This window comes from Amycolatopsis sp. cg9, assembly GCF_041346945.1.
Classification (GTDB): Bacteria; Actinomycetota; Actinomycetes; order Mycobacteriales; family Pseudonocardiaceae; genus Amycolatopsis.
In genome coordinates, this window is record NZ_CP166850.1 from 8,087,820 (window position 1) to 8,111,123 (window position 23,304).

At 69.6% G+C, this 23,304-nt stretch carries 19 protein-coding genes, 1 tRNA gene and 1 pseudogene; 16 read left to right on the forward strand and 5 right to left on the reverse strand.

Translation table 11 applies throughout. The annotated features are described in order from the left end of the window. Nucleotides 1-131 precede the first annotated feature (131 nt). The 4 genes from AB5J73_RS37535 (at nt 132) to AB5J73_RS37550 (ending at nt 3,611) form a co-directional block, all read left to right on the forward strand. Nucleotides 132-1,169, forward strand: coding sequence for a FecCD family ABC transporter permease (locus AB5J73_RS37535; protein WP_370963557.1), 1,038 nt, complete (start codon nt 132-134; stop codon nt 1,167-1,169). A 1-nt stretch (nt 1,170) separates the two neighbouring features. Next, nucleotides 1,171-2,229 (forward strand): FecCD family ABC transporter permease, encoded by a 1,059-nt coding sequence (locus tag AB5J73_RS37540; protein ID WP_370963558.1) that lies wholly within the window; start codon nt 1,171-1,173, stop codon nt 2,227-2,229. Between the two features lie 3 nt (nt 2,230-2,232). Then, complete coding sequence (locus AB5J73_RS37545; RefSeq protein WP_370963559.1) at nt 2,233-3,045, forward strand: ABC transporter ATP-binding protein; 813 nt, start codon at nt 2,233-2,235, stop codon at nt 3,043-3,045. Between the two features lie 80 nt (nt 3,046-3,125). Continuing rightward, complete coding sequence (locus AB5J73_RS37550) at nt 3,126-3,611, forward strand: DinB family protein (RefSeq protein ID WP_370963560.1); 486 nt, start codon at nt 3,126-3,128, stop codon at nt 3,609-3,611. Here AB5J73_RS37550 and AB5J73_RS37555 read toward each other — a convergent pair. Next, nucleotides 3,598-4,905 (reverse strand): lysine N(6)-hydroxylase/L-ornithine N(5)-oxygenase family protein, encoded by a 1,308-nt coding sequence (locus AB5J73_RS37555; RefSeq protein WP_370963561.1) that lies wholly within the window; start codon nt 4,903-4,905, stop codon nt 3,598-3,600. The two genes, AB5J73_RS37550 and AB5J73_RS37555, sit on opposite strands and share 14 nt — an antisense overlap. A 115-nt stretch (nt 4,906-5,020) precedes the next feature. Here AB5J73_RS37555 and AB5J73_RS37560 point away from each other — a divergent pair, with 115 nt between their 5' ends. The 5 genes from AB5J73_RS37560 to AB5J73_RS37580 all read left to right on the forward strand — a co-directional run bounded on the left by AB5J73_RS37560 (nt 5,021) and on the right by AB5J73_RS37580 (nt 11,191). Further along, nucleotides 5,021-5,965, forward strand: a complete 945-nt coding sequence (locus AB5J73_RS37560; RefSeq protein ID WP_370963562.1) for a methionyl-tRNA formyltransferase — start codon at nt 5,021-5,023, stop codon at nt 5,963-5,965. Nucleotides 5,966-6,021: 56 nt separating this feature from the next. After that, nucleotides 6,022-8,112 carry an alpha-galactosidase gene (locus tag AB5J73_RS37565; protein WP_370963563.1) on the forward strand — a complete coding sequence of 697 codons (2,091 nt, stop codon included), beginning with the start codon at nt 6,022-6,024 and terminating at the stop codon, nt 8,110-8,112. Between the two features lie 109 nt (nt 8,113-8,221). Then, nucleotides 8,222-9,493 carry an extracellular solute-binding protein gene (locus AB5J73_RS37570; protein WP_370963564.1) on the forward strand — a complete coding sequence of 424 codons (1,272 nt, stop codon included), beginning with the start codon at nt 8,222-8,224 and terminating at the stop codon, nt 9,491-9,493. Nucleotide 9,494: 1 nt separating this feature from the next. Continuing rightward, nucleotides 9,495-10,385, forward strand: a complete 891-nt coding sequence (locus AB5J73_RS37575) for a carbohydrate ABC transporter permease (RefSeq protein ID WP_370963565.1) — start codon at nt 9,495-9,497, stop codon at nt 10,383-10,385. Further along, nucleotides 10,382-11,191 (forward strand): carbohydrate ABC transporter permease, encoded by an 810-nt coding sequence (locus tag AB5J73_RS37580; protein WP_370963566.1) that lies wholly within the window; start codon nt 10,382-10,384, stop codon nt 11,189-11,191. Before AB5J73_RS37575 ends, AB5J73_RS37580 begins: the two co-directional genes overlap by 4 nt. Before the next feature lie 10 nt (nt 11,192-11,201). On the opposite strand, the gene AB5J73_RS37585 is transcribed toward AB5J73_RS37580, so the two are convergent. Continuing rightward, a complete protein-coding gene (locus AB5J73_RS37585) occupies nt 11,202-11,702 on the reverse strand; it encodes an N-acetyltransferase family protein (protein ID WP_370963567.1) in 501 nt (166 codons plus the stop codon). Further along, nucleotides 11,699-13,336, reverse strand: coding sequence for an ABC-F family ATP-binding cassette domain-containing protein (locus tag AB5J73_RS37590; RefSeq protein ID WP_370963568.1), 1,638 nt, complete (start codon nt 13,334-13,336; stop codon nt 11,699-11,701). Before AB5J73_RS37590 ends, AB5J73_RS37585 begins: the two co-directional genes overlap by 4 nt. A 147-nt stretch (nt 13,337-13,483) precedes the next feature. Between AB5J73_RS37590 and AB5J73_RS37595 the strand changes: the two genes are divergently transcribed. The 7 genes and pseudogenes from AB5J73_RS37595 (at nt 13,484) to AB5J73_RS37625 (ending at nt 22,517) form a co-directional block, all read left to right on the forward strand. Then, a complete protein-coding gene (locus tag AB5J73_RS37595) occupies nt 13,484-14,395 on the forward strand; it encodes a PaaX family transcriptional regulator C-terminal domain-containing protein (RefSeq protein ID WP_160694433.1) in 912 nt (303 codons plus the stop codon). Nucleotides 14,396-14,397: 2 nt separating this feature from the next. Beyond that, nucleotides 14,398-15,175 (forward strand): annotated as a pseudogene (locus AB5J73_RS37600) (enoyl-CoA hydratase/isomerase family protein). A gap of 161 nt (nt 15,176-15,336) precedes the next feature. Continuing rightward, nucleotides 15,337-17,550 carry a glycosyl hydrolase family 18 protein gene (locus AB5J73_RS37605; protein ID WP_370973449.1) on the forward strand — a complete coding sequence of 738 codons (2,214 nt, stop codon included), beginning with the start codon at nt 15,337-15,339 and terminating at the stop codon, nt 17,548-17,550. A 166-nt stretch (nt 17,551-17,716) separates the two neighbouring features. Further along, nucleotides 17,717-18,889: an alginate lyase family protein gene (locus tag AB5J73_RS37610; RefSeq protein ID WP_370963569.1), complete on the forward strand. Its 1,173-nt coding sequence runs from the start codon at nt 17,717-17,719 to the stop codon at nt 18,887-18,889. 118 nt (nt 18,890-19,007) lie between these two features. After that, a tRNA-Pro gene (locus AB5J73_RS37615) sits at nt 19,008-19,081 on the forward strand. 295 nt (nt 19,082-19,376) lie between these two features. Next, nucleotides 19,377-21,647, forward strand: coding sequence for a pentapeptide repeat-containing protein (locus AB5J73_RS37620; RefSeq protein ID WP_370963570.1), 2,271 nt, complete (start codon nt 19,377-19,379; stop codon nt 21,645-21,647). A gap of 66 nt (nt 21,648-21,713) precedes the next feature. Beyond that, nucleotides 21,714-22,517 (forward strand): SAM-dependent methyltransferase, encoded by an 804-nt coding sequence (locus AB5J73_RS37625; protein WP_370963571.1) that lies wholly within the window; start codon nt 21,714-21,716, stop codon nt 22,515-22,517. On the opposite strand, the gene AB5J73_RS37630 is transcribed toward AB5J73_RS37625, so the two are convergent. Together AB5J73_RS37630 and AB5J73_RS37635 are read right to left on the reverse strand one after the other, a co-directional pair. After that, nucleotides 22,507-22,857, reverse strand: a complete 351-nt coding sequence (locus AB5J73_RS37630; RefSeq protein ID WP_370963572.1) for a ClpX C4-type zinc finger protein — start codon at nt 22,855-22,857, stop codon at nt 22,507-22,509. The two genes, AB5J73_RS37625 and AB5J73_RS37630, sit on opposite strands and share 11 nt — an antisense overlap. A 25-nt stretch (nt 22,858-22,882) precedes the next feature. Next, nucleotides 22,883-23,272 carry a hypothetical protein gene (locus tag AB5J73_RS37635; RefSeq protein ID WP_370963573.1) on the reverse strand — a complete coding sequence of 130 codons (390 nt, stop codon included), beginning with the start codon at nt 23,270-23,272 and terminating at the stop codon, nt 22,883-22,885. Nucleotides 23,273-23,304: the final 32 nt, after the last annotated feature.

The following is a 23,304-nucleotide window of genomic DNA, read 5'->3' on the forward strand; positions in this document are numbered from 1 at the left end:
GACCAGCCTCCCGCTGCTCACGGCGCCTCTGACGAGACGCAAACTTAGGCGACCCTAACAAACGGATGGTGAGGATGCACTCCTGTACCATCGGTTAGCCTTACCTAAAATGAGTACCAGTCGGAGGTGCGGTGCGAACAGACCCCGGAGGGATCGCTCTCACGCGACGCCCGCCACACACGGGCCGCGCGCTCGGTCTGCTGGCCGCACTCGGTGTCCTGGTTTTCCTGTGCCTGCTGAGCGTCTGGCTGGGCTCGAAGGAGATCTCGTTCGGCGCCGTCTGGCAGGTGCTGTGGCACGACGACGGCTCGGCCGACGCGGTGATCATCCACAGTGTCCGGATGCCGCGGACGCTGCTGGCCGTCCTGGTGGGAGCCGCGCTCGGGCTGGCGGGCACGGTGATGCAGGCCCTGACCCGCAACCCGCTGGCCGACCCCGGGTTGCTGGGCATCAGCGCCGGGGCGGCGTTCGCGATCGTCTTCTCGATCACCGTGCTCGGCGTCAGCTCGCTCTACGGCTACGTCTGGTTCGCCTTCGCCGGCGCGCTCGGCGCGACCGCCGTCGTCTACTACCTCGGCACCCGGGGCCGCAGCGGGTCGAGCCCGGTCAAGCTGGCCCTCGCCGGTGCCGCCGTCACGGCGCTGCTCGGCTCGTTCACCAGCGCGATGGTGCTGTCGGACCCGGTGGCGCTCAACCGCTTCCGGTTCTGGTCGGCCGGCTCCCTCGCCGGCGTCGACGGCGGTTCGCTGCTGCGGATCCTGCCGTTCCTGCTCGTCGGCGTGGTGCTGGCGATCGCCAGCGGCCCGGCGCTGAACAGCCTCGCGCTCGGGGACGACGTCGCCGTCGCGCTCGGGCGGCGGCTGGGCCCGCTGCGGCTGCGCGGCGCGCTCGCCATCACGCTGCTGACCGGCGCGTCGGTCGCCGTCGCCGGCCCGATCGTCTTCCTCGGCCTGATCGTCCCGCACGCCGTCCGGTTCCTCATCGGCCCCGACCACCGCTGGCTGCTGCCCTACACCGCGGTGCTCGCGCCGTGCCTGCTGCTGGCCGCCGACATCCTCGGCCGGGTCATGGCGCGGCCCGGCGAGATCCGCGCCGGCGTGATCGTCGCGTTCCTCGGCGCGCCGTTCTTCATCTACCTCGTCCGGCGCCGCAAGCTCGTGGAGTCCTGACATGAGCCTGCTGCAGGTGCGGCGCGACCGCGTCACCTTCCGCCTCGCGAAGCCCCCGGTGTCCGGCCAGGTCCGGCTCCGGCTCGCCGCCGTCTCGCTCGTCCTCGCCGTGCTGGCGTTCGCGTTGTTCTGCGTGGGCATGACGATCGGCGACGTCCCGCTCGGCGTGTCCGACGTCCTGGCGGCGGTGTTCGGCGGCGGCGACAGCGGAACCGCTTACATCGTCCAGGAACTGCGGCTGCCCCGGGCGCTGACCGGGCTGCTCGCCGGGGTCGCGTTCGGCGCGTCCGGCGCGGTGTTCCAGACCATCACCCGCAACCCGCTGGCGAGCCCGGACATGATCGGCATCAACGCGGGCGCGGCCACCGCCGTAGTCGCGGGGATCTCGTTCGGCTTCGGCGGCGGGCTCGGCACCACGACGCTCGGCCTGCTCGGCGGGCTGCTCACCGGGTTGCTCGTGTACGCGCTCGCCTGGCGGCGCGGCACCACCGGCTACCGGATCATCCTGGTCGGCATCGGGATCTTCGCGATGTGCACCAGCCTGACCGACTACCTGCTCAGCCGCGCGCAGATCACCGAAGCCCAGGCGTCGATCGGCTGGCTCGTCGGGAACCTCGCCAACCGCGGCTGGGAGCACGTCCTGCCCCTGGCGGGCGCGCTGGCCGTGCTGCTGCCGCTGCTGCTGGCGCTGTCGCGGTGGATGCGCACGCTGCAGCTCGGCGACGAGGTGGCCGCCGGGCTCGGCACCCCGGTCCAGCCGGTGCGGCTCGGCCTGCTGCTGTCCGGCGCCGGGCTGGTCGCCTTCGCGACGGCGTCCGCGGGCCCGGTTTCGTTCGTCGCGCTGACCGCGCCGCAGATCGCGCAGCGCCTGGCGCGCCAGACGTCGCCGCCGCTCGTCGCGTCCGCGCTGACCGGCGCGGTGGTGGTGCTGGGCAGCGACATCCTGGCGCGCACCGTCACGGCGTCCCCGCTGCCGGTCGGCATCGTGACCGGCGCGCTCGGCGCCCCGCTCCTGCTCTGGCTGCTGGCCAGGGCCAACCGATCCGGTTCCGGAGGCTGACCCATGGAAACACCGTCACTGCGGGTGCAGGGGCTGCGCGTCGCCTACGACGACCGGATCGTCATCGACGACCTCGACCTCGACGTCCCGCCGGGCCGCATCACCGCGATCGTCGGGGCGAACGCCTGCGGGAAGTCGACGTTGCTGCGCACGCTGGCCCGCCTGCTCACCCCGAAGTCGGGCGGGGTCTACCTCGACGGCCGCTCGATCCACGACCTGCCGACCCGCCAGGTCGCCCAGCGGCTCGGAATCCTCCCGCAGTCCCCGGTGGCGCCGGAGGGCATGACGGTGGCCGACCTCGTCGGCCGCGGCCGCGCCCCGCACCAGAGCTGGTGGCGCCAATGGTCCACTTCGGACGAAGGCGCGGTGCGCGCGGCCTTGGCCGCCACGGAGCTGACCGACCTGGCCGACCGCCCGGTGGACGAGCTTTCGGGCGGCCAGCGCCAGCGCGCGTGGATCGCGATGGCGGTCGCCCAGGGCACCCCGGTGCTGCTGCTCGACGAGCCGACGACGTACCTCGACCTGGCGCACCAGATCGACGTCCTCGACCTGGTCGTCGACCTCAACCGCGGCGAGGGCCGCACGGTGGTGATGGTGCTGCACGACCTGCCGCAGGCCTGCCGCTACGCCGACCACGTGATCGCCATGAAGGCGGGCCGGGTCGTGGCGTCGGGCGCGCCGGCCGACGTGATCACCGAAGAGCTGGTGGACGAGGTGTTCGACGTCCGCTGCCGGATCACCCCGGACCCCGTCAGCGGCACCCCGCTGGTGATCCCGATCAGCCGCCACCACCCGGCTCCGGTGCACCAGTCCTGAAAGTTCGGCTATCCTGGGGTCCGGCCCGCCTCGCGTGTTCCGAGGACCGTCCGGCCGAAACCCCTCCAGGAAGCAGAGCCATGTTCGTGCTGCCCGAAACCACCACCGGAACCGAGCGCCACCTGCTGGAAGCCACGATGGACCGCCAGCGGCGGGCCGTCGCCGACACCGCACGCGGGCTGTCGGAGTCCGACGCCCGCGAGCGGCTGGTCGCGTCCGTGACCACGCCGATCGGGCTGGTCAAGCACGCCGCGATGGCCGAGCGCCGGTGGTTCCAATGCCTGCTGCAAGGCCTCGACGAGTCCGAATGCGACGGTCCCACGACCCCGGGCGACCCCAGTTTCGCCGTCGCGGACGGCGAAACCGTGGCCGAAGTGATCGCCGAGTTCGAGCGGGCCGGCGCGCGCTCCCGCGAGATCGCGGCCCGTTTCGACCTCGACGACACCTGGAAGCACGACGTCCTCGGCGACGTCAGCCTCCGGTTCGTCTACCTGCTCCTGATCGAGGACTTCGCCCGCCACGCCGGCCACGGCGACATCCTGCGGGAGCAGCTCAGCGCGCGCTGACCGCGTACTCCCCCGCCGGCGCCGCGACCACCCGGCGGTCCACAATGGACTGCAGGATCTCCCCCACCCGCACCGCCGTGTTCGAAAGCAGCGACGACGTGATGCCGTGCGTGTGCTCGGTACCGCCCTGGAGGTAGATCCCGCCCCGCAGCTCGGCTTCCGTCGTGAGGCGGTAGTCGCGCTCGACGCGCAGCCGGCCTTCTTCATCCCGCGAGCAGCGCGGACCCAGCTCGCCCAGCAGCGGCGTCGGGTCGGCGGGCCGGTAGCCGGTGGCGTAGACGACCGCGTCGGCTTCCAGCACCGTCCGCTCGCCCGTCGTCAGCGACTCGACCGTGGCCGAGACGGACGTCCCGGTGTCGGTCACCTCGACCGGGCGGGAGACGTTGAACAGCCGCAGGCGTTCCACCCCGAGGACCTTCTCGCGGTAGACGCGCCGGTAGAGCTCGTCGATCAGGTCGATGTCGACGGCGGAGTAGTTAGTCGCGCCGTGGTAGCGCATCAGGCGGTCCTTGACCGGCTCGCCCGCGCGGTAGAACTGGTCGACGGCCTCCGGGTCGAAGATCCGGTTCGCGAACGCGCTGTCGTCGGCGGGGCTGTAGCCGTAGCGGGCGAACACCGCGCACACCTCGGCGTGCGGGAACTCGTCGTGCAGCAGCGCGGCGACCTCGGCCGCGCTCTGGCCGGCGCCCACGACGACGAACCGCCGGGGCGAGGTGCCGCGAAGGGCGTCGACGCGGAACAGCAGCTCGCTGTTGTGCCAGATCCGCGGCCCCGCGGTGATCCCCTCGGGCAGCTGCGGGCGCAGGCCGGTGCCCACCACCAGGTTCCGGGCGCGCAACGCCGAGCCGTCCGACGCCTCGACGTCGAAGTAGGCCACTTCCGGACCGTCGTACACCGGCTTCACCGACACGACCTCGGTGCCGTACGAGACGACGTCATCGACCTTCGCGGCCGCCCACTCGAAGTAGTCGTGGAACTCGACCCGCAGCGGGAAGAGGTTCTTGTGGTTGATGAAGTCGACCAGCCGCCCCGCCGAGTGGAGGTAGTTGAGGAAGCTGAACTCGCTGGTCGGGTTCCGCATGGTGACCAGGTCCTTCAGGAACGACACCTGCATGGTGGCGGTGTCGATCAGCATCCCGCGGTGCCAGCCGAAGCGCGGCTGCCGCTCGAGGAAGTGCGCGGTCACCGGCTCCCCGACTCCGGCGTTGTGCTCGGCGAGGGCGATCGCGAGGGCCAGGTTCGAAGGTCCGAAGCCCACGCCGACGATGTCGTAGATCGGGACCTCTGCAGTCATGTTGCTCCCTCGCGCGCTCCGGTACCGTTCAGGGAACCCTAACCTAACTTAGGCGAGCCTCGCCTAGTACGTTCGTGGTGATGTTCGTCCCCCGATCACGAAAGGGCACTCTCGAATGCGCGTGGCGATGTTCGGCTACCAGACCTGGGGGCACCGGACCCTCCAGGCGCTCATCGACGCCGGGCACGACGTCGCCCTCGTGGTGACGCACCCGAAGAGCGACCACGCCTACGAGCGGATCTGGGCCGACTCGGTCGCCGACCTCGCCGAGGCCAACGGCATCCGCGTCCTGCTGCGCAACCGCCCGGACGACGCCGAGCTGCTGGCCGAGCTCACGGCCGCCGACCTCGACCTGATCGTGGCGAACAACTGGCGCACCTGGCTGCCCCCGGAGATCTACGACCTCCCGCGGCACGGCACGCTCAACATCCACGACTCGCTGCTGCCGGCGTACGCGGGCTTCTCCCCGCTCATCTGGGCGCTGATCAACGGCGAGCCCGAGGTCGGCGTCACCGCCCACATGATGGACGGCGAACTCGACGCGGGTGACATCGTCCTGCAGCGCGCGATCCCGGTCGGCCCGGCGGACACCACGACCGACCTGTTCCACCGCACGGTCGACCTGATCGCCCCGCTCACGGCCGAGGCCATCACGAAGATCGAGACGGGCTACACCCCGGTGCCGCAGGACCGCTCGAAGGCCAGCTTCTTCCACAAGCGTGCCCGCCGCGACAGCCTGATCGACTGGACCCTGCCGCCGGCGGACCTCGAGCGCTTCGTGCGCGCGCTGTCCGACCCGTACCCGAACGCGTTCACCCACCACCGCGGCCAGGAGCTGCGGATCCTCCAGGCATCGGTCTCGGAAGGGCACTACGGCGGCACGCCGGGCCGGATCTTCATCAAGGAAGGCGACGGCGTCGTGATCGTGGCCGGCCCGGACGCGCGGAGCGGGCGGTCGCCCGGTCTCGTGGTCGAGCGGGTCCGCACCGCCGACGGGACCGACCTGAGCGCGCACGAGTACTTCAAGACCATGGGCGGGTACCTGACCGACCGGCCTTGACCCGGTGAGCGGGAAATCCTGGCCGCCACGGCGGTCCGGCGGCCAGGATGGCCCGCATGGCCGGGATCAGCTACCTCGAAGACCACCGCACCTGGGTGCTCACCGGCGAAACCAGCACCTACGCGCTGCGGCTCGGCGAAGCCGACGTCCCCACCCACGTCTACTGGGGTCCCCGGCTGTCCCCGGCCGACGTCGTCGAGCTCACCGGGAAAACGCTTCCCCGGTGGGATGGTTTCAACGACCCGAACGAAGGCCTCGGCGAACTCGCCGCGGCCGGCGGCACCCGCTACTGGACCCCGGCCTTGCAGCTGCGCTTCGCCGACGGCACCCGGGGGCTCGAATGGCGGTACCGGGGCCACGAAATCACCGGCGACCACCTCGGGATCTCCTTCACCGATCGCCACTACTCCGTGCGGATCACGCTCCACTACCGCTTCCGGGCCGACGTCCTCGAACGCTGGACCGAACTGTCCGCCGACACCGACGTCGAGGTCGCCCGCGCCGACTCCGCGACCTGGGTGCTGCCCGTCCTCGAGGACTACCGGCTCAGCCACACCACCGGCCGCTGGGCGGCGGAAACCCAGCTGCGCCGGGACCCCGTCCCGCACGGCGAAACCGTCTTCGGCAGCCGCCGCGGGATCACCAGCCACCACGCCAACCCGTGGGTCATGGTCGACGACGGCACCGCCACCGAACGCCACGGCGAGGTCTACGGTGTCGCGCTCGCGTGGAGCGGGTCGTGGCGCCTGACCACCACCCGGGCCTCGACCGGGCGCCTGACGGTCAGCGGCGGCTTCGGCCAAGACGGCGTCGTCCACCACGTCGGACCGGGACGGCCGCTGACCACGCCGGTCGCGGCCGGCCTCCGCACCGGCGGCGGGTTCGGCGCGGCGAGCCGCGCGTGGCACGCCTACACCCGCGAGCACGTCCTGCCGCACCCCGGCGAGCTGCGCCCGGTGCTCTACAACTCCTGGGAGGCCACGGGGTTCGCCGTCTCCGGGCGCGGCCAGCGCGCGCTCGCCGAGCGGGCCGCGGCGCTCGGGGCCGAGCTCTTCGTGCTGGACGACGGCTGGTTCGGCGCCCGCACCGGTGACCACGCCGGGCTCGGTGACTGGCACGTCGACCGCGACCGCTTCCCGGGCGGCCTCGAGTCGCTCGTGGCCGCGGTCCACGCGCTGGGCATGAAGTTCGGGCTCTGGGTCGAGCCCGAGATGGTCAACCCCGACAGCGACCTTTACCGCGCGCACCCGGACTGGGTGCTGCACCACCCGCACCGCCGTCGCTCGGAACTGCGCAACCAGCTCGTCCTCAACTTCGCGCGGCCGGACGTCGCGGCGTGGGCGTACGACTGGCTCGACCGGCTCGTCGGCGACCACGGCGTCGACTTCCTCAAGTGGGACATGAACCGCCCGTTCAGCGAAGCGGGCTGGCCGGGCGAGGCCGACCAGGACCGGGTGTGGGTCGAACACACCCGTGCCGTGTACGCGATCCTGGACCGGTTGCGCGCGGCCCACCCCGGCCTGCGGATCGAAGCCTGCAGCGGCGGCGGGGGCCGGATCGATCTCGGCGTGCTCGCCCGCACCGACCAGGTCTGGCCGTCGGACAACACCGACGCCCTCGACCGGCTCCGCATCCAGCACGGCTACAGCCAGCTCTACCCGGCCCGCGCGATGTCGGCGTGGGTCACCGACAACCCCGGCTTCGTCACCGGCCGCTCGGTGCCGCTGCGCTTCCGGTTCCACGTCGCCATGGCCGGGGTGCTCGGGCTCGGCGGGGACATCGCGCGCTGGCCCGAAGCCGACCTCGCGTTCGCCCGGGAGATGGTCGCGCTGTACCGCGACATCCGGCCCGTGGTGCAGCACGGGGCGCTGCACCGCCTCCGGCCGCCCCTCGACGACGGGCTCGTCGCGCTCCAGTACGTCCTCGGCGACCGGTCCGTCGTCTTCGCCTACCGCCACGCCGCGCACTTCGCCGACCCGGAGCGGCCGCTGCGGCTCGAGGGCCTCGATTCCGCTCACCGGTACCTCGATCCGGATTCCGGGACCACGCACAGCGGCGCGGTGCTGCTCGCCCACGGACTGCGGCTCGGCCTCCCGACCGGCGACTTCGCGAGCACGGTCGTCCGGCTGGAACGAATCCCGCACTAGAGATCGGATCTATCGGCCGCTCGTCGCCGGTTTCGCGGGGTTCTGCTGCTTGACAGGCCGTTAGACATCAGATCAAATGCGTCATACATCACATCTGATGGGAGGCGCGATGAGAAGGTCACTGGCGCTGGGCGCGGCCGCGCTCCTGGCGGTGAGCGCGTGCTCGGTCGGGTCCGGCACCGGAAGCGGCGGCGGCACCGAAATCACCTTCCTGACCTTCGAAACCCCGAACCTCACCCCGGCCTACTGGGACGCGGCCATCAAGCGCGTCACCGACAAGAACCCGGGCATCAAGGTGAAGAAGCTCGTCGCCCCGACCGCCGACGGCCGGACGTCCTACGCGAAGCAGCTCCTGCAGTCCGGCCAGTTCCCGGACGTGCTGATCGCCGTCGACTCGGCGGGCTTCGCCGAGGCCGGCAACCTCTACGCCTGGACGCCCGCCGAGCTCGCGGACTTCCAGTTCCCCGAAGCCAACCCGGTCAACGGGAAGTACTACCAGCTGCCGGCGAACACCCAGACCATCCCGCCGATCTACTACAACAAGAAGATGTTCGCCGACGCGGGCATCGCCGCGCCGCCGAAGACGTGGGACGAGCTGGTCGCCGACGCCGGGAAGCTCGAGGACAAGGGCTTCGCGCCGTTCACCATCGGCGGCGGCAAGGACGGCTTCCCGTCGTCGATGATCCTCTCCGGCCTGGTCGGCACCGAGGTCTACCGCACCACGCCGGACTGGCTGACCCGGCGCCGCCAGGACAAGGTCAAGTTCGCCGATCCCGTGTTCCAGCACGCGTTCGCGAAACTCGCCGACCTCGCCGCGAAGGGGTACGTGGACAAGACGAGCGTGTCCCGCGACTACGCGGCGACCGAGCAGGCCTTCCTCGACGGCAAGAGCGCGATGTACCCGATGGGCAACTGGTTCGCCGCGAACGCCGACTCGAAGAAGCACGACTTCGAGGTGGGCGTCTTCGACTTCCCCACCGAGGACGGCGAGCTCGTCGTCCCGGCCTACACCGGCGGCGGCATGATCGTGAACGCGAAGGCCGCGAACCTCGACGCCGCCAAGAAGTTCGCGCTCGGCTTCCAGCTGGACAAGGACCAGCTCGACGCGTCGGTCAAGGCCGACGGCCTGTTCCCGGCGATCAAGGGCTACACCCCGCCGGCCGACGTCGGGCCGACGTTCAAGGCCGGGTACGACCTCTACACCCGGGCGGTGCGGCAGAACGCCGTCGTCCACGCGTTCCGGTGGGAGACCGCCGACGACGGGCTGCTGCCCGGGATGAAGGACAAGGTCGACCAGGCCGCCCAGGACGTCATCACCGGCCGCAAGTCGGTGGCCGACGCGTGCGCGTTCCTGGACACCGAGTGGGCGAAGGCGGGCTGACTTGGCCACCCGCAGGCCGGTCCTGCCGCGGCTCGGGCACTTCGCGTCGTTCGGCGCTCCGGGCGTGCTCGTCTACCTGTGCTTCGTGCTGGCCCCGATCCTGATCAGCTTCGGGTACAGCCTCACGAACTACAACCCGTTCAAGCCGCCGGTGAAGTTCACCGGGCTCGACAACTACCGGCTGCTCTTCACCGACCAGCAGTTCCTCACCGCGCTGAAGGTGACCACGATCCTGACGCTGATCGTGGTCATCGTGCCCAACGTCCTCGGCCTCGGGGTCGCACTGCTGCTGGACCGGAAAGGCTGGCTGTACCACGCGTTGCGGAGCGTGTTCTTCACGCCGGTGATCCTCAGCTCGGTCGTCGTCTCGATCGTCTGGTCGCGGTTGCTCGACGGCGAGGGACCGCTCAACACGTTGTTGCGGGCACTGGGGGTCGAGCACCCGCCGGGCTGGCTGTCCGATCCCGACCTGGCGCTGTACTCGGTCGCCTCGATCGTGTGCTGGCAGCTGCTCGGGTTCTGCGTCGTCGTCTACCTGGCCGGGCTGCAGGGCGTGCCGGCGGAACTGCTGGAGGCGGCGGAGATCGACGGCGCCGGGCCGCTGCGGCGGTTCCGGGCGGTCACCTGGCCGCTGCTGGCGCCGTCGCTGACGATCACCACGGTGGTCCTGCTCATCTCCGCGTTCAAGACCTACGACTACGTCAAGGTGATCACCAACGGCGGCCCGGGTTCCGGCGCCACCGCGACGATCGCGTTCGACGTGCTGCAGACCGGCTTCGACGCCAACCACGTCGGCTACGCGTCCGCGATGGCGGTGCTGATGCTGGTGATCGTCGCGGTCGTGACGACCGTCGTGCTGAACTTCCTCCGCCGCCGGGAGGTGGACCTGTGACCCGCCCCGCGGTCGCCGTGCTCGTCAGCGCGGTGTTCTTCGTGCCGCTGTACCTGGTGCTGGCCAACGTGTTCAAGCGGGGCGACCTGATCGCGGCGGAACCGGCGGCCCCGCCGCTGCCGCCGACACTGGCCAACGTGCACGCGGTGCTGACCCGCCCGGACGGGCTGTTCTGGGTCAGCCTGACCAACAGCGTCGTGGTCACGGTGTCGTCGATCCTGGTCCTGACGGTGCTTTCGGCGATGCTCGGCCACTACCTGGCGCGCTCGGGCAAGCGGTGGACGAAGGTGCTGACGCTGGTGCTGCTGGCCGGGCTGATGATCCCGCCGCAGGTCATCCTGATCCCGATCACGGACGTCCTGCGCGTCACCCACCTGATGGCGACGCTGCCGGGGCTGATCCTGTTCAACGTCGGCTACTACGTGCCGTTCGGGGTGTTCGTGTTCTCGGGCTTCATCCGCGGCGTCCCGGTGGAACTGGAGGAAGCGGCGCTGCTGGACGGCGCGAGCCGGCTGCAGGTGTTCTGGCGCGTGGTGTTCCCGCTGCTGCGCCCGGCGACGGCGTCGGTGCTGATCTTCCTGGGCGTGTGGATCTGGAACGACTTCATCGACCCGCTGATCATCCTCGGGCCGAGCCAGGGCACGACGATCACCACCGGCATCTACCGCTCGATCGGCCAGTACCAGGCGGACCTCGGCAGCGTGTTCGCCCTGATGTTCCTGGCGACGCTGCCGGTGCTGATCTTCTACCTGGCGCTGCAGAAGCAGTTCGTGAAGGGCCTGACCGGCGGCGCGACGAAGGGCTAGCGCCGCACTTTCACGTGAAAGTGCGGCTTGGGAGGACCTTGACCATGGTGTCGGACTGCTCGGACCCCGCGCCCACGACCTCGTAGCCGGCCGCGAGGTAGAGCCGCTGCGCGAAGTTCTCGCGCTCGACGCTGAGGCTGATCCGCGCGATGCCGGCCTCCTTCGCGCGGGCCTCGACGGCGTGCAGCAACGCGCGTCCGATGCCGCGGCCGCGCCAGGCCGCCGCCACGCCGATGGTCAGCTCCGGGACGTCGGCGGCCACGAACCCGTAGCCCGGGTCGCCGGGCGGGAAGAAGCGCAGCCAGGCCGCGCCCGCCCGCTCGCCGTCCGCTTCGGCGACCACGCCCAGGTCGGTGTCCCGCGGCCAGCCGGCGATGTAGTGCGCGGTGTTCGGCGCGGCCAGTACGCGGCGGCGGCTCTTCGGCTGCCACGCCGGAGACCAGTTGACCGCGGCCACCAGCATGTCGGCCAGGAAGTCGCCGTCGTCGGCGGTCGCCGGGCGGAGCTTCACCGCTCGCGGACCTGCCCGCCGTCGACCTCCAGCCGGCGCGTGACGTGCACGGCTTCCAGCATCCGGCGGTCGTGCGTCACCAGCAGGAGCGTTCCCGGGTAGCTGTCGAGCGCCGCCTCCAGCTGCTCGATCGCGGGCAGGTCGAGGTGGTTCGTCGGCTCGTCGAGCACCAGCAGGTTGACGCCACGGGCCTGCAGCAGCGCCAGCGCCGCGCGCGTCCGCTCCCCCGGCGACAGCGTCGCCGCCGACCGGAGCACGTGCGCCGCTTTGAGCCCGAACTTCGCCAGCAGCGTCCGGACGTCGGCGTCGGCCAGCTCCGGGACCTCGCGCGCGAACGCGCCGGCCAGCGGGACGTCGCCGAGGAACAGGCGCCGGGCCTGGTCGACCTCGCCGACCACGACGCCCGGGCCGAGCGCGGCGTTCCCCTCGTCGAGCTGGACCCGGCCGAGCAGCGCGGCCAGGAGCGTCGACTTGCCCGCGCCGTTCGCGCCGGTGATGGCGACCTTGTCCGCCCAGTCGATCTGCAGGTCGACCGGCCCGAGCGTGAAGCCGCCGCGGCGGACGACCGCCCCGCGCAGGGTCGCGACCACCGCGCCCGCGCGCGGTGCCGCGGCGATCTCCATCCGCAGCTCCCACTCCTTGCGGGGCTCTTCGACGACGTCGAGCCGCTCGATCATCCGATCGGTCTGCCGCGCCTTCGACGCCTGCTTCTCCGTGGCCTCGGCGCGGAACTTGCGGGCGTTCTTGTCGTTGTCGGGCTGCTTCCGGCGGGCGTTCTTGACGCCCTTCTCCATCCACGCCCGCTGCATCCGCCCGCGCGCCTCGAGCGACGCCTTCGTGCCGGCGTACTCCTCGTACTCCTCGCGCGCGTGCCGCCGCGCGACCGCGCGCTCCTCGAGGTACGCCTCGTAGCCACCGCCGTAGCTGGTGACCTGCTGCTGCGCCAGGTCCAGCTCGACGACGCGGTCGACGGTCCTGGCGAGGAACTCGCGGTCGTGGCTGACCAGCACGGTCGGCGCCCGCAGCCCGGACACGAACCGCTCCAGCCGGGCCAGGCCGTCCAGGTCGAGGTCGTTGGTCGGCTCGTCGAGCAGGAAGACGTCGTAGCGGCTCAGCAGCAGCGACGCGAGCCCGGCCCGCGCGGCCTGCCCACCGGACAGCGACGTCATCGGCTGGTCGAGGTCGACGGCGAGGCCGAGGTCGGCGGCCACTTCGGCGGCGCGGTCGTCGAGGTCGGCGCCGCCGAGCGCGAGCCAGCGGTCGAGCGCCGCCGCGTACTGGTCGTCCGCGCCGGCTTCCCCCGCGGTGAGGGCGTCGGTCGCCGCGTCGAGGTCGGCCTGCGCCGCCGACACGCCGGTGCGGCGCGCGAGGAACGCCCGGACCGACTCGCCGTCCCGCCGCTCCGGCTCCTGCGGCAGGTGCCCGACGGTCGCGGTCGGCGGGTTCAGCCGGATCTCGCCGCCGTCCGGCTTCGCGAGCCCGGCGAGGGTCCGCAGCAGCGTCGACTTGCCGGCGCCGTTGACGCCGACCAGGCCGACGACGTCGCCCGGGGCGACGACCAGATCGAGACCGGAGAAGAGGGTGCGGTCACCGTGGCCCGCGGCCAGGTCCTTCGCGACGAGAGTTGCACTCATGAGGTGGCCGAGTCTACGGGGCTGTGCCGGACTGTCAGATCATGGTCAAAGCCACCGACTGTGTGTGTCGGGTGGCGCTTTGATCACTGAGTGTGGGTACCCTGTTCGGTTGTCGCGTCTTCCGTGCAGTGAGGTTGGTGAACACAGATGGGCGAACCCGCTCCCCCGGTGACCCTCGGCCGCAGGCCGAAACCGAGGGAAGGCCGCCCGTCCGCGCCCCGGCCCACGGTGAGCCGGCGCCGCGAGGTGAGCCACGCCAGCGCCCGGTCGCTGCTGATGACCGTGCTCGGCGAGTACGCCCTCCCCCGCGACAAGCCCGTGTGGACGTCGATGCTCGTCGAGGTCCTCGGCATCCTCGACATCGAGGAGAAGTCGGCCCGGCAGGCGCTGGCCCGCTCCGCCGCCGAAGGCTGGGTCGTCTCCGAACGCGTCGGGCGCCGGGTGCGCTGGTCGCTGACCCCGCCCGGGCGCCGGCTGCTGACCGAGGGCGCCGAGCGGATCTACGCGTTCGGCCGCGAACGGCCGCCCTGGAACGGGCAGTGGCTGATGCTGATCGTGTCCGTCCCGGAGGCCAAGCGCGACCTGCGGCACCGCCTGCGCACGCGGCTGACCTGGGCGGGCTTCGGGTCGCCGGTGGCCGGCGTGTGGGTCAGCCCGGACCTGTCCCGCCAGCGCGAGGCCCAGCAGATCGTCAGCGAGCTCGGCCTCGACGCGCAGGCGATGTCGTTCACCGCCGCGTACGGCGAGGTCGGCGAGCAGGAGTCGATGGTCGCCCGGTCCTGGGACCTGACCGAGCTGAAGGACCGCTACGAGGACTTCATCGACCGGTTCACCGGCCTGCACCCCACCGGTGGCCGGGCGGTGCTGCGCGCGCAGACCGAGCTGGTGCACGAGTGGCGGCGGTTCCCGTTCCTCGACCCGCAGCTGCCCGCCGAGCTCCTCCCGGCGAAGTGGAGCGGGACGAAAGCGGCGGAACTGTTCCATCACAAACACGTCGACTGGCGCCCCGAGGCCCAGCAGTATTGGGACGACATCGTCGAAGCCGAAGAAGCAGGGTGAACATGACTGAGCAGGTCCGCCTCGATCGTGACGGCGGGCTCGCCGTCCTGACCGTCGACGCTCCGCCGTTGAACCTCTACACGGCTTCGCTGCAGTCCTCGCTGGCTTCGGCTCTCGATTCGCTGGAGGCCGCCCCGGCGCGCCCTGCTGATCCGGGCCGAGGGCAAGATCGTCAGCGGCGGCGTCGACGTCTCGCTGTTCGACGCGCAGGGCTCGCCCGCCGAGGCGAAGGTGCTGTTCGACGAGATGCTCGCGGTGCCGGACCGGATCGCCGCGCTGCCGTTCCCGACGGTGTTCGCCGCCCACGGCCTGTGCCTGACGTGGGCGTTCGAGGTCGCGGTGGCCTGCGACCTCATCCTGGCCGCGTCGCGCGCCAAGTTCGGGCTGGTCGAGAAGGTCGTCGGGCTGACCCCGACCATGGGCGGCACCCAGCGGCTCGCTTCGCGCGCCGGTGTGGGCCGCGCGAAGGAGTTCGTCATGACCGGCGACACCTACGACGCGGCCACGCTGGAGCGCTGGAACGTCGTCAACCGGGTCCTGCCGGACGAGGGCTTCGACGAGGCGGCGCGAGAGTTCGCGCGGCAGCTGGCCGCCGGGCCGACCCGGGCCCACGCGGCGACCAAGCGCGTGCTCGACCACTACTCCGCCGGCGGAGTCCCCGAAGCGAACGCGCACATCACGGCGATCGCAGCCGAGCTCTTCGAGACCGAAGACCTCCGCGGCGCCGTGAAGTCGTTCTTGGCCGACGGGCCGGGCAAGGCGACGTTCTCGGGTCGTTAACCGTCCGTTCGGACGGCGGTTGCCACCGTTCGGGCCTGCGCGGTTCCCCTCGCACCGGGTTACATTCGATGTGGTCTAGACCACGTCGTCCCCGCCCCCGTGCCGTCTGGAGAACCGCCATGAGACGCACCCCCGCACGACTACGCTCCGCGCTCGCCGCCTTGCTGATAGCGCTCGGCGGCACCGCGGCCCTCGCCCCGCCCGCCGCCGCGGCCGGTTCACTGACCGCCACCCTCGCGCTGAGCGGCACGACCGGCACCTACACCGTCGCCAACACCGGCACCGCCTCGGTGAGCAACTGGGCGATCACCTTCACGCTGCCCGCCGGCGTCACCGCCTCGACCGGCGAAAACGGCACGGTGACGCAGAACGGCACGCAGGTCACGCTGATCCCCGCGTACTACATCGCGACCCTCGCGCCGGGCCGGAACACCTACCCGTACAGCCCGACGTTCCGGCTCAGCGCGGCCGCGACACCCACCCAGTGCCGCGTCGACAACGCCAACTGCGACGGTTCACCGGACACCCCACCGGGTGCGCCCAGCGGGCTCAGGCTGGTCACGAAGACGACCAAGACGGTGGCGCTGGCCTGGACCGCGTCGGCGGCCGGGTCGTTGCCGGTCACCGGGTACGACGTCTACCAGGGTGCTTCCCTGGCCGCGTCGGTGACCGGGACGAGCGCGACGATCTCCGGGCTCACCCCGGGCACGGCCTACTCGTTCACGGTGAAGGCCAAGGACGCCAAGGGGAACACGTCCCCGGCGAGCGCCGCACTGGCCGTGACGACGAACAGCCCCTCCGACGACACGCAGGCGCCGTCCGCCCCCACCGGGCTGCGCTCGACGGCCGCGGACTCGGGCAGCGTCTCCCTGGCGTGGACGGCGTCGACGGACAACACCGGCGTGATCGGCTACGACGTGTACCGCGGATCGGTACTGGCCACCACGGTGACCACGACGTCCGCCGTCGTGACCGGGCTGGCACCGTCCACTTCGTACACGTTCACGGTGCGGGCGCGCGACGGCTACGACAACGTGTCCGCGCCGAGCGCCGCGGTGACCGCCCGGACCGGCGACATCGTCTCGGGCTACGCGAAGGTCGGGTACTTCGTGCAGTGGGGCATCTACGGGCGCCAGTACTTCGTGAAGAACCTCGAAACCTCGGGCGCGGCGGCGAAGCTGACGCACCTGCTGTACGCGTTCGAGAACATCGACCCGGTGAACCTGACGTGCTTGTCCGGCGTCACGAAGGGCACCACCGCGAACCCGCAGGACCCGAACCAGGGTGACGGCGCCGGCGACGCCGAGGCCGACTACTCGCGGCCGTTCTCGGCGGCGCAGTCGGTGGACGGCGTGGCCGACACCGGCTGGGAGTCGCTGCGCGGCAACTTCAACCAGCTCAAGAAGCTCAAGGCGAAGCACCCGAACCTGAAGGTGCTGGTGTCGCTGGGCGGCTGGACGTACTCGAAGTACTTCTCCGACGTCGCGGCCACGGACGCGTCGCGCAAGAAGTTCGTGTCGTCGTGCGTCGACACGTGGCTGAAGGGCAACATCGCGCCCTACGGCGGCGCGGGCGGCCCGGGCACCGCGGCCGGCATCTTCGACGGCATCGACCTCGACTGGGAGTGGCCGGCGAGCGCCGACGGCCACCCCGGCAACCACTGGAGCCCGAACGACAAGGACAACCTGACGGCGCTCATGGCCGAGTTCCGCACGCAGATGGACGCGTACGGCGCTACGACCGGCAAGCGCTACCAGCTGCACGCGTTCACCCCGGCGGACCCGGCCAAGGTGGCGTCCGGCTGGGACCTGTCCCGCGTGTTCAGCTACCTGGACGTCGCGAACGTGCAGGGCTACGACTTCCACGGCTCGGGCAGCGACAACTCGTGGGAGCCGAACCGCACCGGTCACCAGGGCAACCTGTACGCCGACGCGGACGACCCGTACCCGTTCCACTTCAGCGCCGAGGCCGCGATCAACGCGTACACGAACGCGGGCGTCGATCCCCGGAGGCTGACGTTGGGCCTGGCGTTCTACGGCCGCGGCTGGCAGGGCGTCGCGGCGGGCGGCAAGAACGGCGAATGGCAGTCGGCGACGGGCGCGGCCCCGGGCCAGTTCGCCGAGGAAGCGGGGACGCGCGGCTACGCGAACCTGGTGGCGAGCGTCCCGAACTGCACGGTCTACCACGACACGGCCGCGGTGGCGACGTCCTGCTACACCGGCAACGGCGGCCAGTGGTGGACGTTCGACGACGCGTGGTCGATCGGGCTGAAGACGACGTGGCTCAAGCAGCGCGGCCTCCTCGGCGTGATGGCGTGGGAGATGTCGGGTGACACCGGCGGCTTGATGAACGCGGTCAGCGCCGGGCTCGGTTAGTTTTGTTCAGCCCGCTGAACGGAAGAGCGCCTTTCCGTTCAGCGGGCTGAACCTTTCCTTCAAATCGCGAATAAAGGCGCTTTCCTCCTTGACTCTTGATGGTCTGGACCATGAAACTGGGCGCAGCGCGCAGGGGATCCAAGACACCGTCGTCTCGAGGAGAGCCATGTCCCGCTTCCGCAGAGTTTTCGCTTTGGGCGCACTGATCCCGCTGGCACTGGGCCTGATCGCCACCCCGGCCCCGGCGGCCCCGGCGACGTTCACCCACCCCGGCGTGCTGGTGAGCCGCCCCCAGCTGGACTTCGTGAAGACCCAGGTGAACGCCGGCGCCCAGCCCTGGAAAGCGGCGTACGACCAGGCATTGGGGAGCACGTACGCCTCACTGTCCCGAACCCCGAAACCCCGCGCGGTCGTGGAATGCGGCTCCTATTCGAACCCGAACTACGGCTGCACGGACGAGCGCGAGGACGCGATCGCGGCGTACACGGACGCCCTTATCTGGTACATCTCCGGCGACGCCCGCTACGCCCAGAAGGCGATCGCCCTGATGGACGCGTGGTCCGCGACGATCACGAGCCACACCAACAGCAACGCACCGCTGCAAACGGGCTGGGCGGGCTCGTCGTGGCCCCGCGCGGCGGAGATCATCAAGTACACGTATTCGAGCTGGCCGAATTCGGGCCGCTTCGGCACGATGCTGCGCAACGTGTACCTGAACCAGATCATCAACGGCAGCAACAGCAACGGCAACTGGGAACTGTCCATGATGGAGGCCGCGGTCGGCATCTCGGTGTTCCTGGAGGACAAGACGAACTTCGACAAGGCTGTTTCGAGGTATCGCAACCGAGTCGCGGCCTATGTGTACCTGGCTTCGGACGGCTCGCTGCCGAAGACCGTCCCCGGCAGTGGCTTGTCCTCGCGCGACCAGATCGTGAGCTACTGGCAGGGCCAGTCGACGTTCGTGGACGGCCTGACCCAGGAGACGTGCCGCGACTTCACCCACACGGGCTACGGCATCGCCGCGATCGCGGACGTGGCGGAGACGCTGCGCATCCAGGGCCAGGACGTGTACGGAACGGACGTGGGCGAGCGCCTGCGTCAAGCGCTGGGCTTCCAGTCGAAGTACCAGCTGGGCACGGCGGTGCCGTCGTGGCTGTGTTCAGGGTCGCTGAAGCTGGGCCTGGGCCCGGTGACGGAGGTGGGCTTCAACGCCCTCCACACCCGCCTGGGCATCGCGATGACGAACACGCAGACGCTGACCGAGCGCCAGCGACCGGCGGGGTCGAACAACCTGTTCGTGGCGTGGCAGACGCTGACCCACGCCGCCAACCCGGCTTGATCTTGGGTATCGGTCCGCCTGACTTGTTTGCGCAGGTCAGGCGGACTGGGGACCCTGCTTGCAGAGGGGTTTGAGGGGCACGCTAGAGTACTTCTCACGCACTCAGCGAGTGCGGGTCCGGGCTGTGGCGCAGTTTGGTAGCGCACTTGACTGGGGGTCAAGGGGTCGCAGGTTCAAATCCTGTCAGCCCGACGGACAAGCCACGTTCACGCAGGTGAACGTGGCTTTCGTCGTATCCGGGTAGCGATACGCCAGAGGGATGTAGCGATCAGAGGCCGCTTGGCGACTCACATCACGTGAGGACATCGCCCCTCGGACAGCACGACGGCATGCCTGACTCCAGACATTCCGATCAAGCCGGCCGGCTGTGACCACCGCCGCCTCGGCGAACAGTGAGGACTGGCCGCGATGCGCGTCCAGCCGCGATGCGCGGGGTGAGCGACATCGCGAGTGTCGCGGGGTGCCCGCCACAGGCTTCGATCGCTGCTTGGCCCACCTGGACCCGGCGGAACTCGGCGAATACTTCTCACGCTTGACCCCGGGCGCCGACATCGACCTTCGTGGTACCACCATTGATTCGCCGTTGCTCAACCGCGTCAGCGAGGCTTTGACGCGGCCGGGTGATTCAGCTTCAACAGTGCGATACGGTCGTGCCGACTTTCGCGGTGCCATTTTCGTTCAGAATGTCGAATTCGGTCGCGTCAACTTTACCGGGAACACTTACTTCCGCGGTGCGACATTCAACAAAGAGGCCGACTTTCGCGACGCAGTGTTCGGCGATCATTCCGACTTTCGTGGAGCGCGGTTCACCGAACACGCGGACTTCCGGGAAACGACGTTCACCAAGCGAACCGACTTCGGCCGCGCCGCCTTCGCGCAAGGTGCAGACTTCGATGAAGCAAGTTTCACCGAGAACGCCGACTTCGGTGGAGCGTACTTCGCGCAAGGAGCTAGCTTTCAGTACTCGAAATTTGCCGAGTACGCCGACTTCGGACATGCAACCTTCAAACAGAACACCAGCTTCAACCACGCTACCTTTACCGAAAACGCCAACTTCCGCACTTCAAAGTTCAAGGACCGTGCCAGGTTCGACAAAGTCACCTTTGGGGACAACGTCAACTTTCGCGCCGCAACCTTTACCAACCATGCGAGTTTCGACGATGCAGTCTTCGCCAAGCAAGCCATGTTCAGCGGCGCTACTTCCATCGACAGCGTCGACTTCACAGGTGCAAATTTTGCCGAGGCCGTCGTCTTCCGCGGTATCAGCTTCACCGGATTTGCCGACTTCAGCGGCGCAACCTTCGCCAAGCACGCCAATTTTCTCGAAACCAATTTCGCCAACGATGCCGGCTTTCGTGGTACGAACTTCGCACGCGGCGCCGACTTCATCGGCACCCGATTCGGCGATCGCGCCACTTTTACCCGGGCAACCTTCACTCGGGACGCCAACTTCCGCAAAACGATCTTCATTCGAACCGCCGACTTCTGCGAAACATCTTTTTCCGAGGACGCCGATTTTTCGGAAGCGACATTCGCCCAAGACGCCATATTTCGCGGAGTGCATTTCGGCAGAGTCGTTAACTTCCACTACACAACCTGCGCCGGAAGCATCGATTTCGCGAACACCACCCTTGCGAACAACGAACGCTTGGGTCCACTCATAGCAGACCGCATCGACCTTCGAGGAGCACAGTTCGAGACCGCTACGACAATCGAGGCGGAGACCAGCGAGATCACTTGCCAGCGAGCGCGATTCACCGGCGGAGTGGAACTTCGCATCCGCCACGGACTGGTAGATCTTGCTGAAACTTTCATGGGAACGGCATCATCCTTGGCAACATCGGCAGGCGAATTCACCATCGACGGATTGGACGACTTACCCCCTCTACGGGTTCCGCAGGAGCAGATCGACAGATGGCGCGCCACGGGTTATTCGCTTGATCATCGCCCTGTTTTGAAGTCCCTTAGGGGTACCGACGTGTCAGAACTGGCCCTGACCGATGTCGATCTACGCTGGTGTCGCTTCGCCGGTGCACACCACCTGGACAAATTGCGCATCGAGGGTGACAGCCCCTTCTCGCGGCCACCGCGCGCTTGGTGGCGCGACGCGCGGCAGGTGGTTTTCGAGGAACATCCCTGGCGCGCCCGCTTGACGCCGAAGTCCGGCTGGTCGAAGGCCGCTCCGTTCGACAAGGCGAGGGACCAGGGCGAGCAGGTCGGAGCGGATCGCCTTGCAGCGCTGTACCGATCGTTGCGCAAGGCACTCGAAGACGGCAAGAACGAGGCTGGCGCAGGGGACTTCTACTACGGCGAACAAGAAGCTCGGCGACGCGCGGACGGCAGTTCACTTGCCGAACGGAAAATTCTATTGGCGTACTGGCTGATCTCGGGATACGGACAACGAGCGGCACGCGCCTTCGTCGCCTTGCTCGGGGTGATCGCCGTGACCACGGTCCTGCTCGTCACCTGCGGACTGCCGGCCCCCGGCCCCGCTTCACAATCCACGACGATCACACGGGGATCGCAGACGACCACGATCGTCGAAGACCCGCGACCGCAGCTACCCGCAAGCAACGCCCGGTGGACGTGGAGTCGCTTGGACGCCTCCGTGCGCATCGCGCTGGGCGCGGTGGTGTTCCGCGACGCGAGCCAAAAGCTGACCACTGCCGGCGTTTGGGCGGTCATGATCGCGCGGTTCACCGGCCCCATTTTGCTTGCCCTCACCGCGCTGGCCATCCGCGCTCGGGTCAAGAGGTGACGAGACGACCGAGCAAAGCGTTCACCGGCTAGAGTCACGTCAGCCGACGCCACAGGGGGACGCACCATGACCGAGCAGGAGGGGGCGGACTGGATTCCGCCCGGCGCCGATCTTTCCCGGCCCAGTGCCGCCCGGATCTACGACTACCTGCTCGGCGGGGCGCACAACCTCACCGCCGATCGGGAGGTTGCGCGGAAGCTCGAAGCCATCCAACCCCAGGTCGCCGCCGTAGCTCGGCGCAACCGGGCCTTTCTGCGGAGGGCCGTGAGGTTCCTCCTCGACCAGGGCGTGAGGCAGTTCCTCGACCTCGGCTCCGGCATCCCCACCGTCGGCAACGTCCACGAAGTCGCCCAAGCCACCGACCCGACCTCGCGAGTCGTCTACGTCGACTACGAACCCGTCGCCGTTGCGCACAGTCGGATGTTGCTCAAAGGGAACAACAACGCCGCTACCGTCGAGGCCGATGCCACCGATACCGAAGCGGTCCTGCACGCCGATGCCACCAAGCGGCTGCTTGACCTCGGGAAACCCATCGGGCTGCTGGCCATCACCCTCGGGCACTACCTCCCGGACGTCGAGACCATCTTCAAGGACTACCGCGAAGCCCTCGCCCCCGGCAGCTACCTCGCGCTCACGCACCTCACCAACGACTTCGCCGTCCTGAACGATCCGCGGGTCGCCGAAACCATGCGGCAGACGCAGGATCACATCTTCCCCCGGACGAAAACCGAAGTCAGAGCGCTCTTCGACGGCTTCGAGCTCGTCGAACCCGGGCTGACCACCTCGGCGAACTGGCGGCCCGACCGCCTGGCCGCCGTCGTCGATCCGGAAGAAGACGGGCTCTACGCCGGCGTCGGCGTCAAGCCGTAGAGCCGAAGCGCTCCCACGCCGACTGGCGGGTCATTCCCAATGCCTCGCCGATCTGGGACCACGTGCCACCCAGGGAGCGGGCCTTTCCGACCCACGCCGCCAGGTTCTGCTGGACCTGGGTGGTCGCCGCGGACACCGGAGCCAGGTTCTGGAGGACCTGTGCCAGCGGAAGGTCGTGTTCCCACGGCGCGATGAGAGGCGCGTCCGCCGGCTTGCCCTCGATCACCGACACGCACAACTTCACGCAACCGTCGCAGATGAAGACGCCTGGGCCGCCCACCAGGGTCTCCACCTCCGTGTTCGGCTTGGCGCAGAACGAACACCGGGCGATGACCACCATCAGGACCTCCTTGTCAGGGCCGACCTTACAGACGTAAGGGTGCGCCTGACAAGAGGAACGACGATGTCCACTCGGACAGCTCGGTGAACCGGCCCGTCAGCTCCTCGATCTCGGCCCAGCGGCGGTGCTCCCGCTCGAGGTCCGGCACCAGGAAGTCCTCCACCAGCAACAAGAGCGTCGCGATCTCGTACGCGACGTCGGCCAGCTGGAGGAACGGGCGGTACTCCGCAGGCGTGCCCGAACCACAACGCACGGCCCAGTCGCGGGCGCCGTGGCCCGCCTGCCGGCACACCGCCACCACACGGCGGCGCAGCTGGCCGCGGCGGGAGTCCGGGTCGGATTCGGCCAGCGGGGCGACGTTCCAGGCCACCGACAGCAGGCAGCAGCCGGCGTCGTCCATCGAGTCAGCGATCACACGGCGTACTCTGCGGACCCGCGCACAGTTCC

Excerpts from the sequence above, each read along its gene's own strand:
- AB5J73_RS37540 (WP_370963558.1), top strand. The coding sequence starts at position 1,171 with ATGAGCCTGCTGCAGGTGCGGCGCGACCGCGTCACCTTCCGCCTCGCG.
- AB5J73_RS37545 (WP_370963559.1), top strand. The coding sequence starts at position 2,233 with ATGGAAACACCGTCACTGCGGGTGCAGGGGCTGCGCGTCGCCTACGAC.
- AB5J73_RS37550 (WP_370963560.1), top strand. The coding sequence starts at position 3,126 with ATGTTCGTGCTGCCCGAAACCACCACCGGAACCGAGCGCCACCTGCTG.
- AB5J73_RS37555 (WP_370963561.1), bottom strand. The coding sequence starts at position 4,905 with ATGACTGCAGAGGTCCCGATCTACGACATCGTCGGCGTGGGCTTCGGA.
- AB5J73_RS37560 (WP_370963562.1), top strand. The coding sequence starts at position 5,021 with ATGCGCGTGGCGATGTTCGGCTACCAGACCTGGGGGCACCGGACCCTC.
- AB5J73_RS37565 (WP_370963563.1), top strand. The coding sequence starts at position 6,022 with ATGGCCGGGATCAGCTACCTCGAAGACCACCGCACCTGGGTGCTCACC.
- AB5J73_RS37570 (WP_370963564.1), top strand. The coding sequence starts at position 8,222 with ATGAGAAGGTCACTGGCGCTGGGCGCGGCCGCGCTCCTGGCGGTGAGC.
- AB5J73_RS37590 (WP_370963568.1), bottom strand. The coding sequence starts at position 13,336 with ATGAGTGCAACTCTCGTCGCGAAGGACCTGGCCGCGGGCCACGGTGAC.
- AB5J73_RS37595 (WP_160694433.1), top strand. The coding sequence starts at position 13,484 with ATGGGCGAACCCGCTCCCCCGGTGACCCTCGGCCGCAGGCCGAAACCG.
- AB5J73_RS37610 (WP_370963569.1), top strand. The coding sequence starts at position 17,717 with ATGTCCCGCTTCCGCAGAGTTTTCGCTTTGGGCGCACTGATCCCGCTG.
- AB5J73_RS37625 (WP_370963571.1), top strand. The coding sequence starts at position 21,714 with ATGACCGAGCAGGAGGGGGCGGACTGGATTCCGCCCGGCGCCGATCTT.
- AB5J73_RS37630 (WP_370963572.1), bottom strand. The coding sequence starts at position 22,857 with ATGGTGGTCATCGCCCGGTGTTCGTTCTGCGCCAAGCCGAACACGGAG.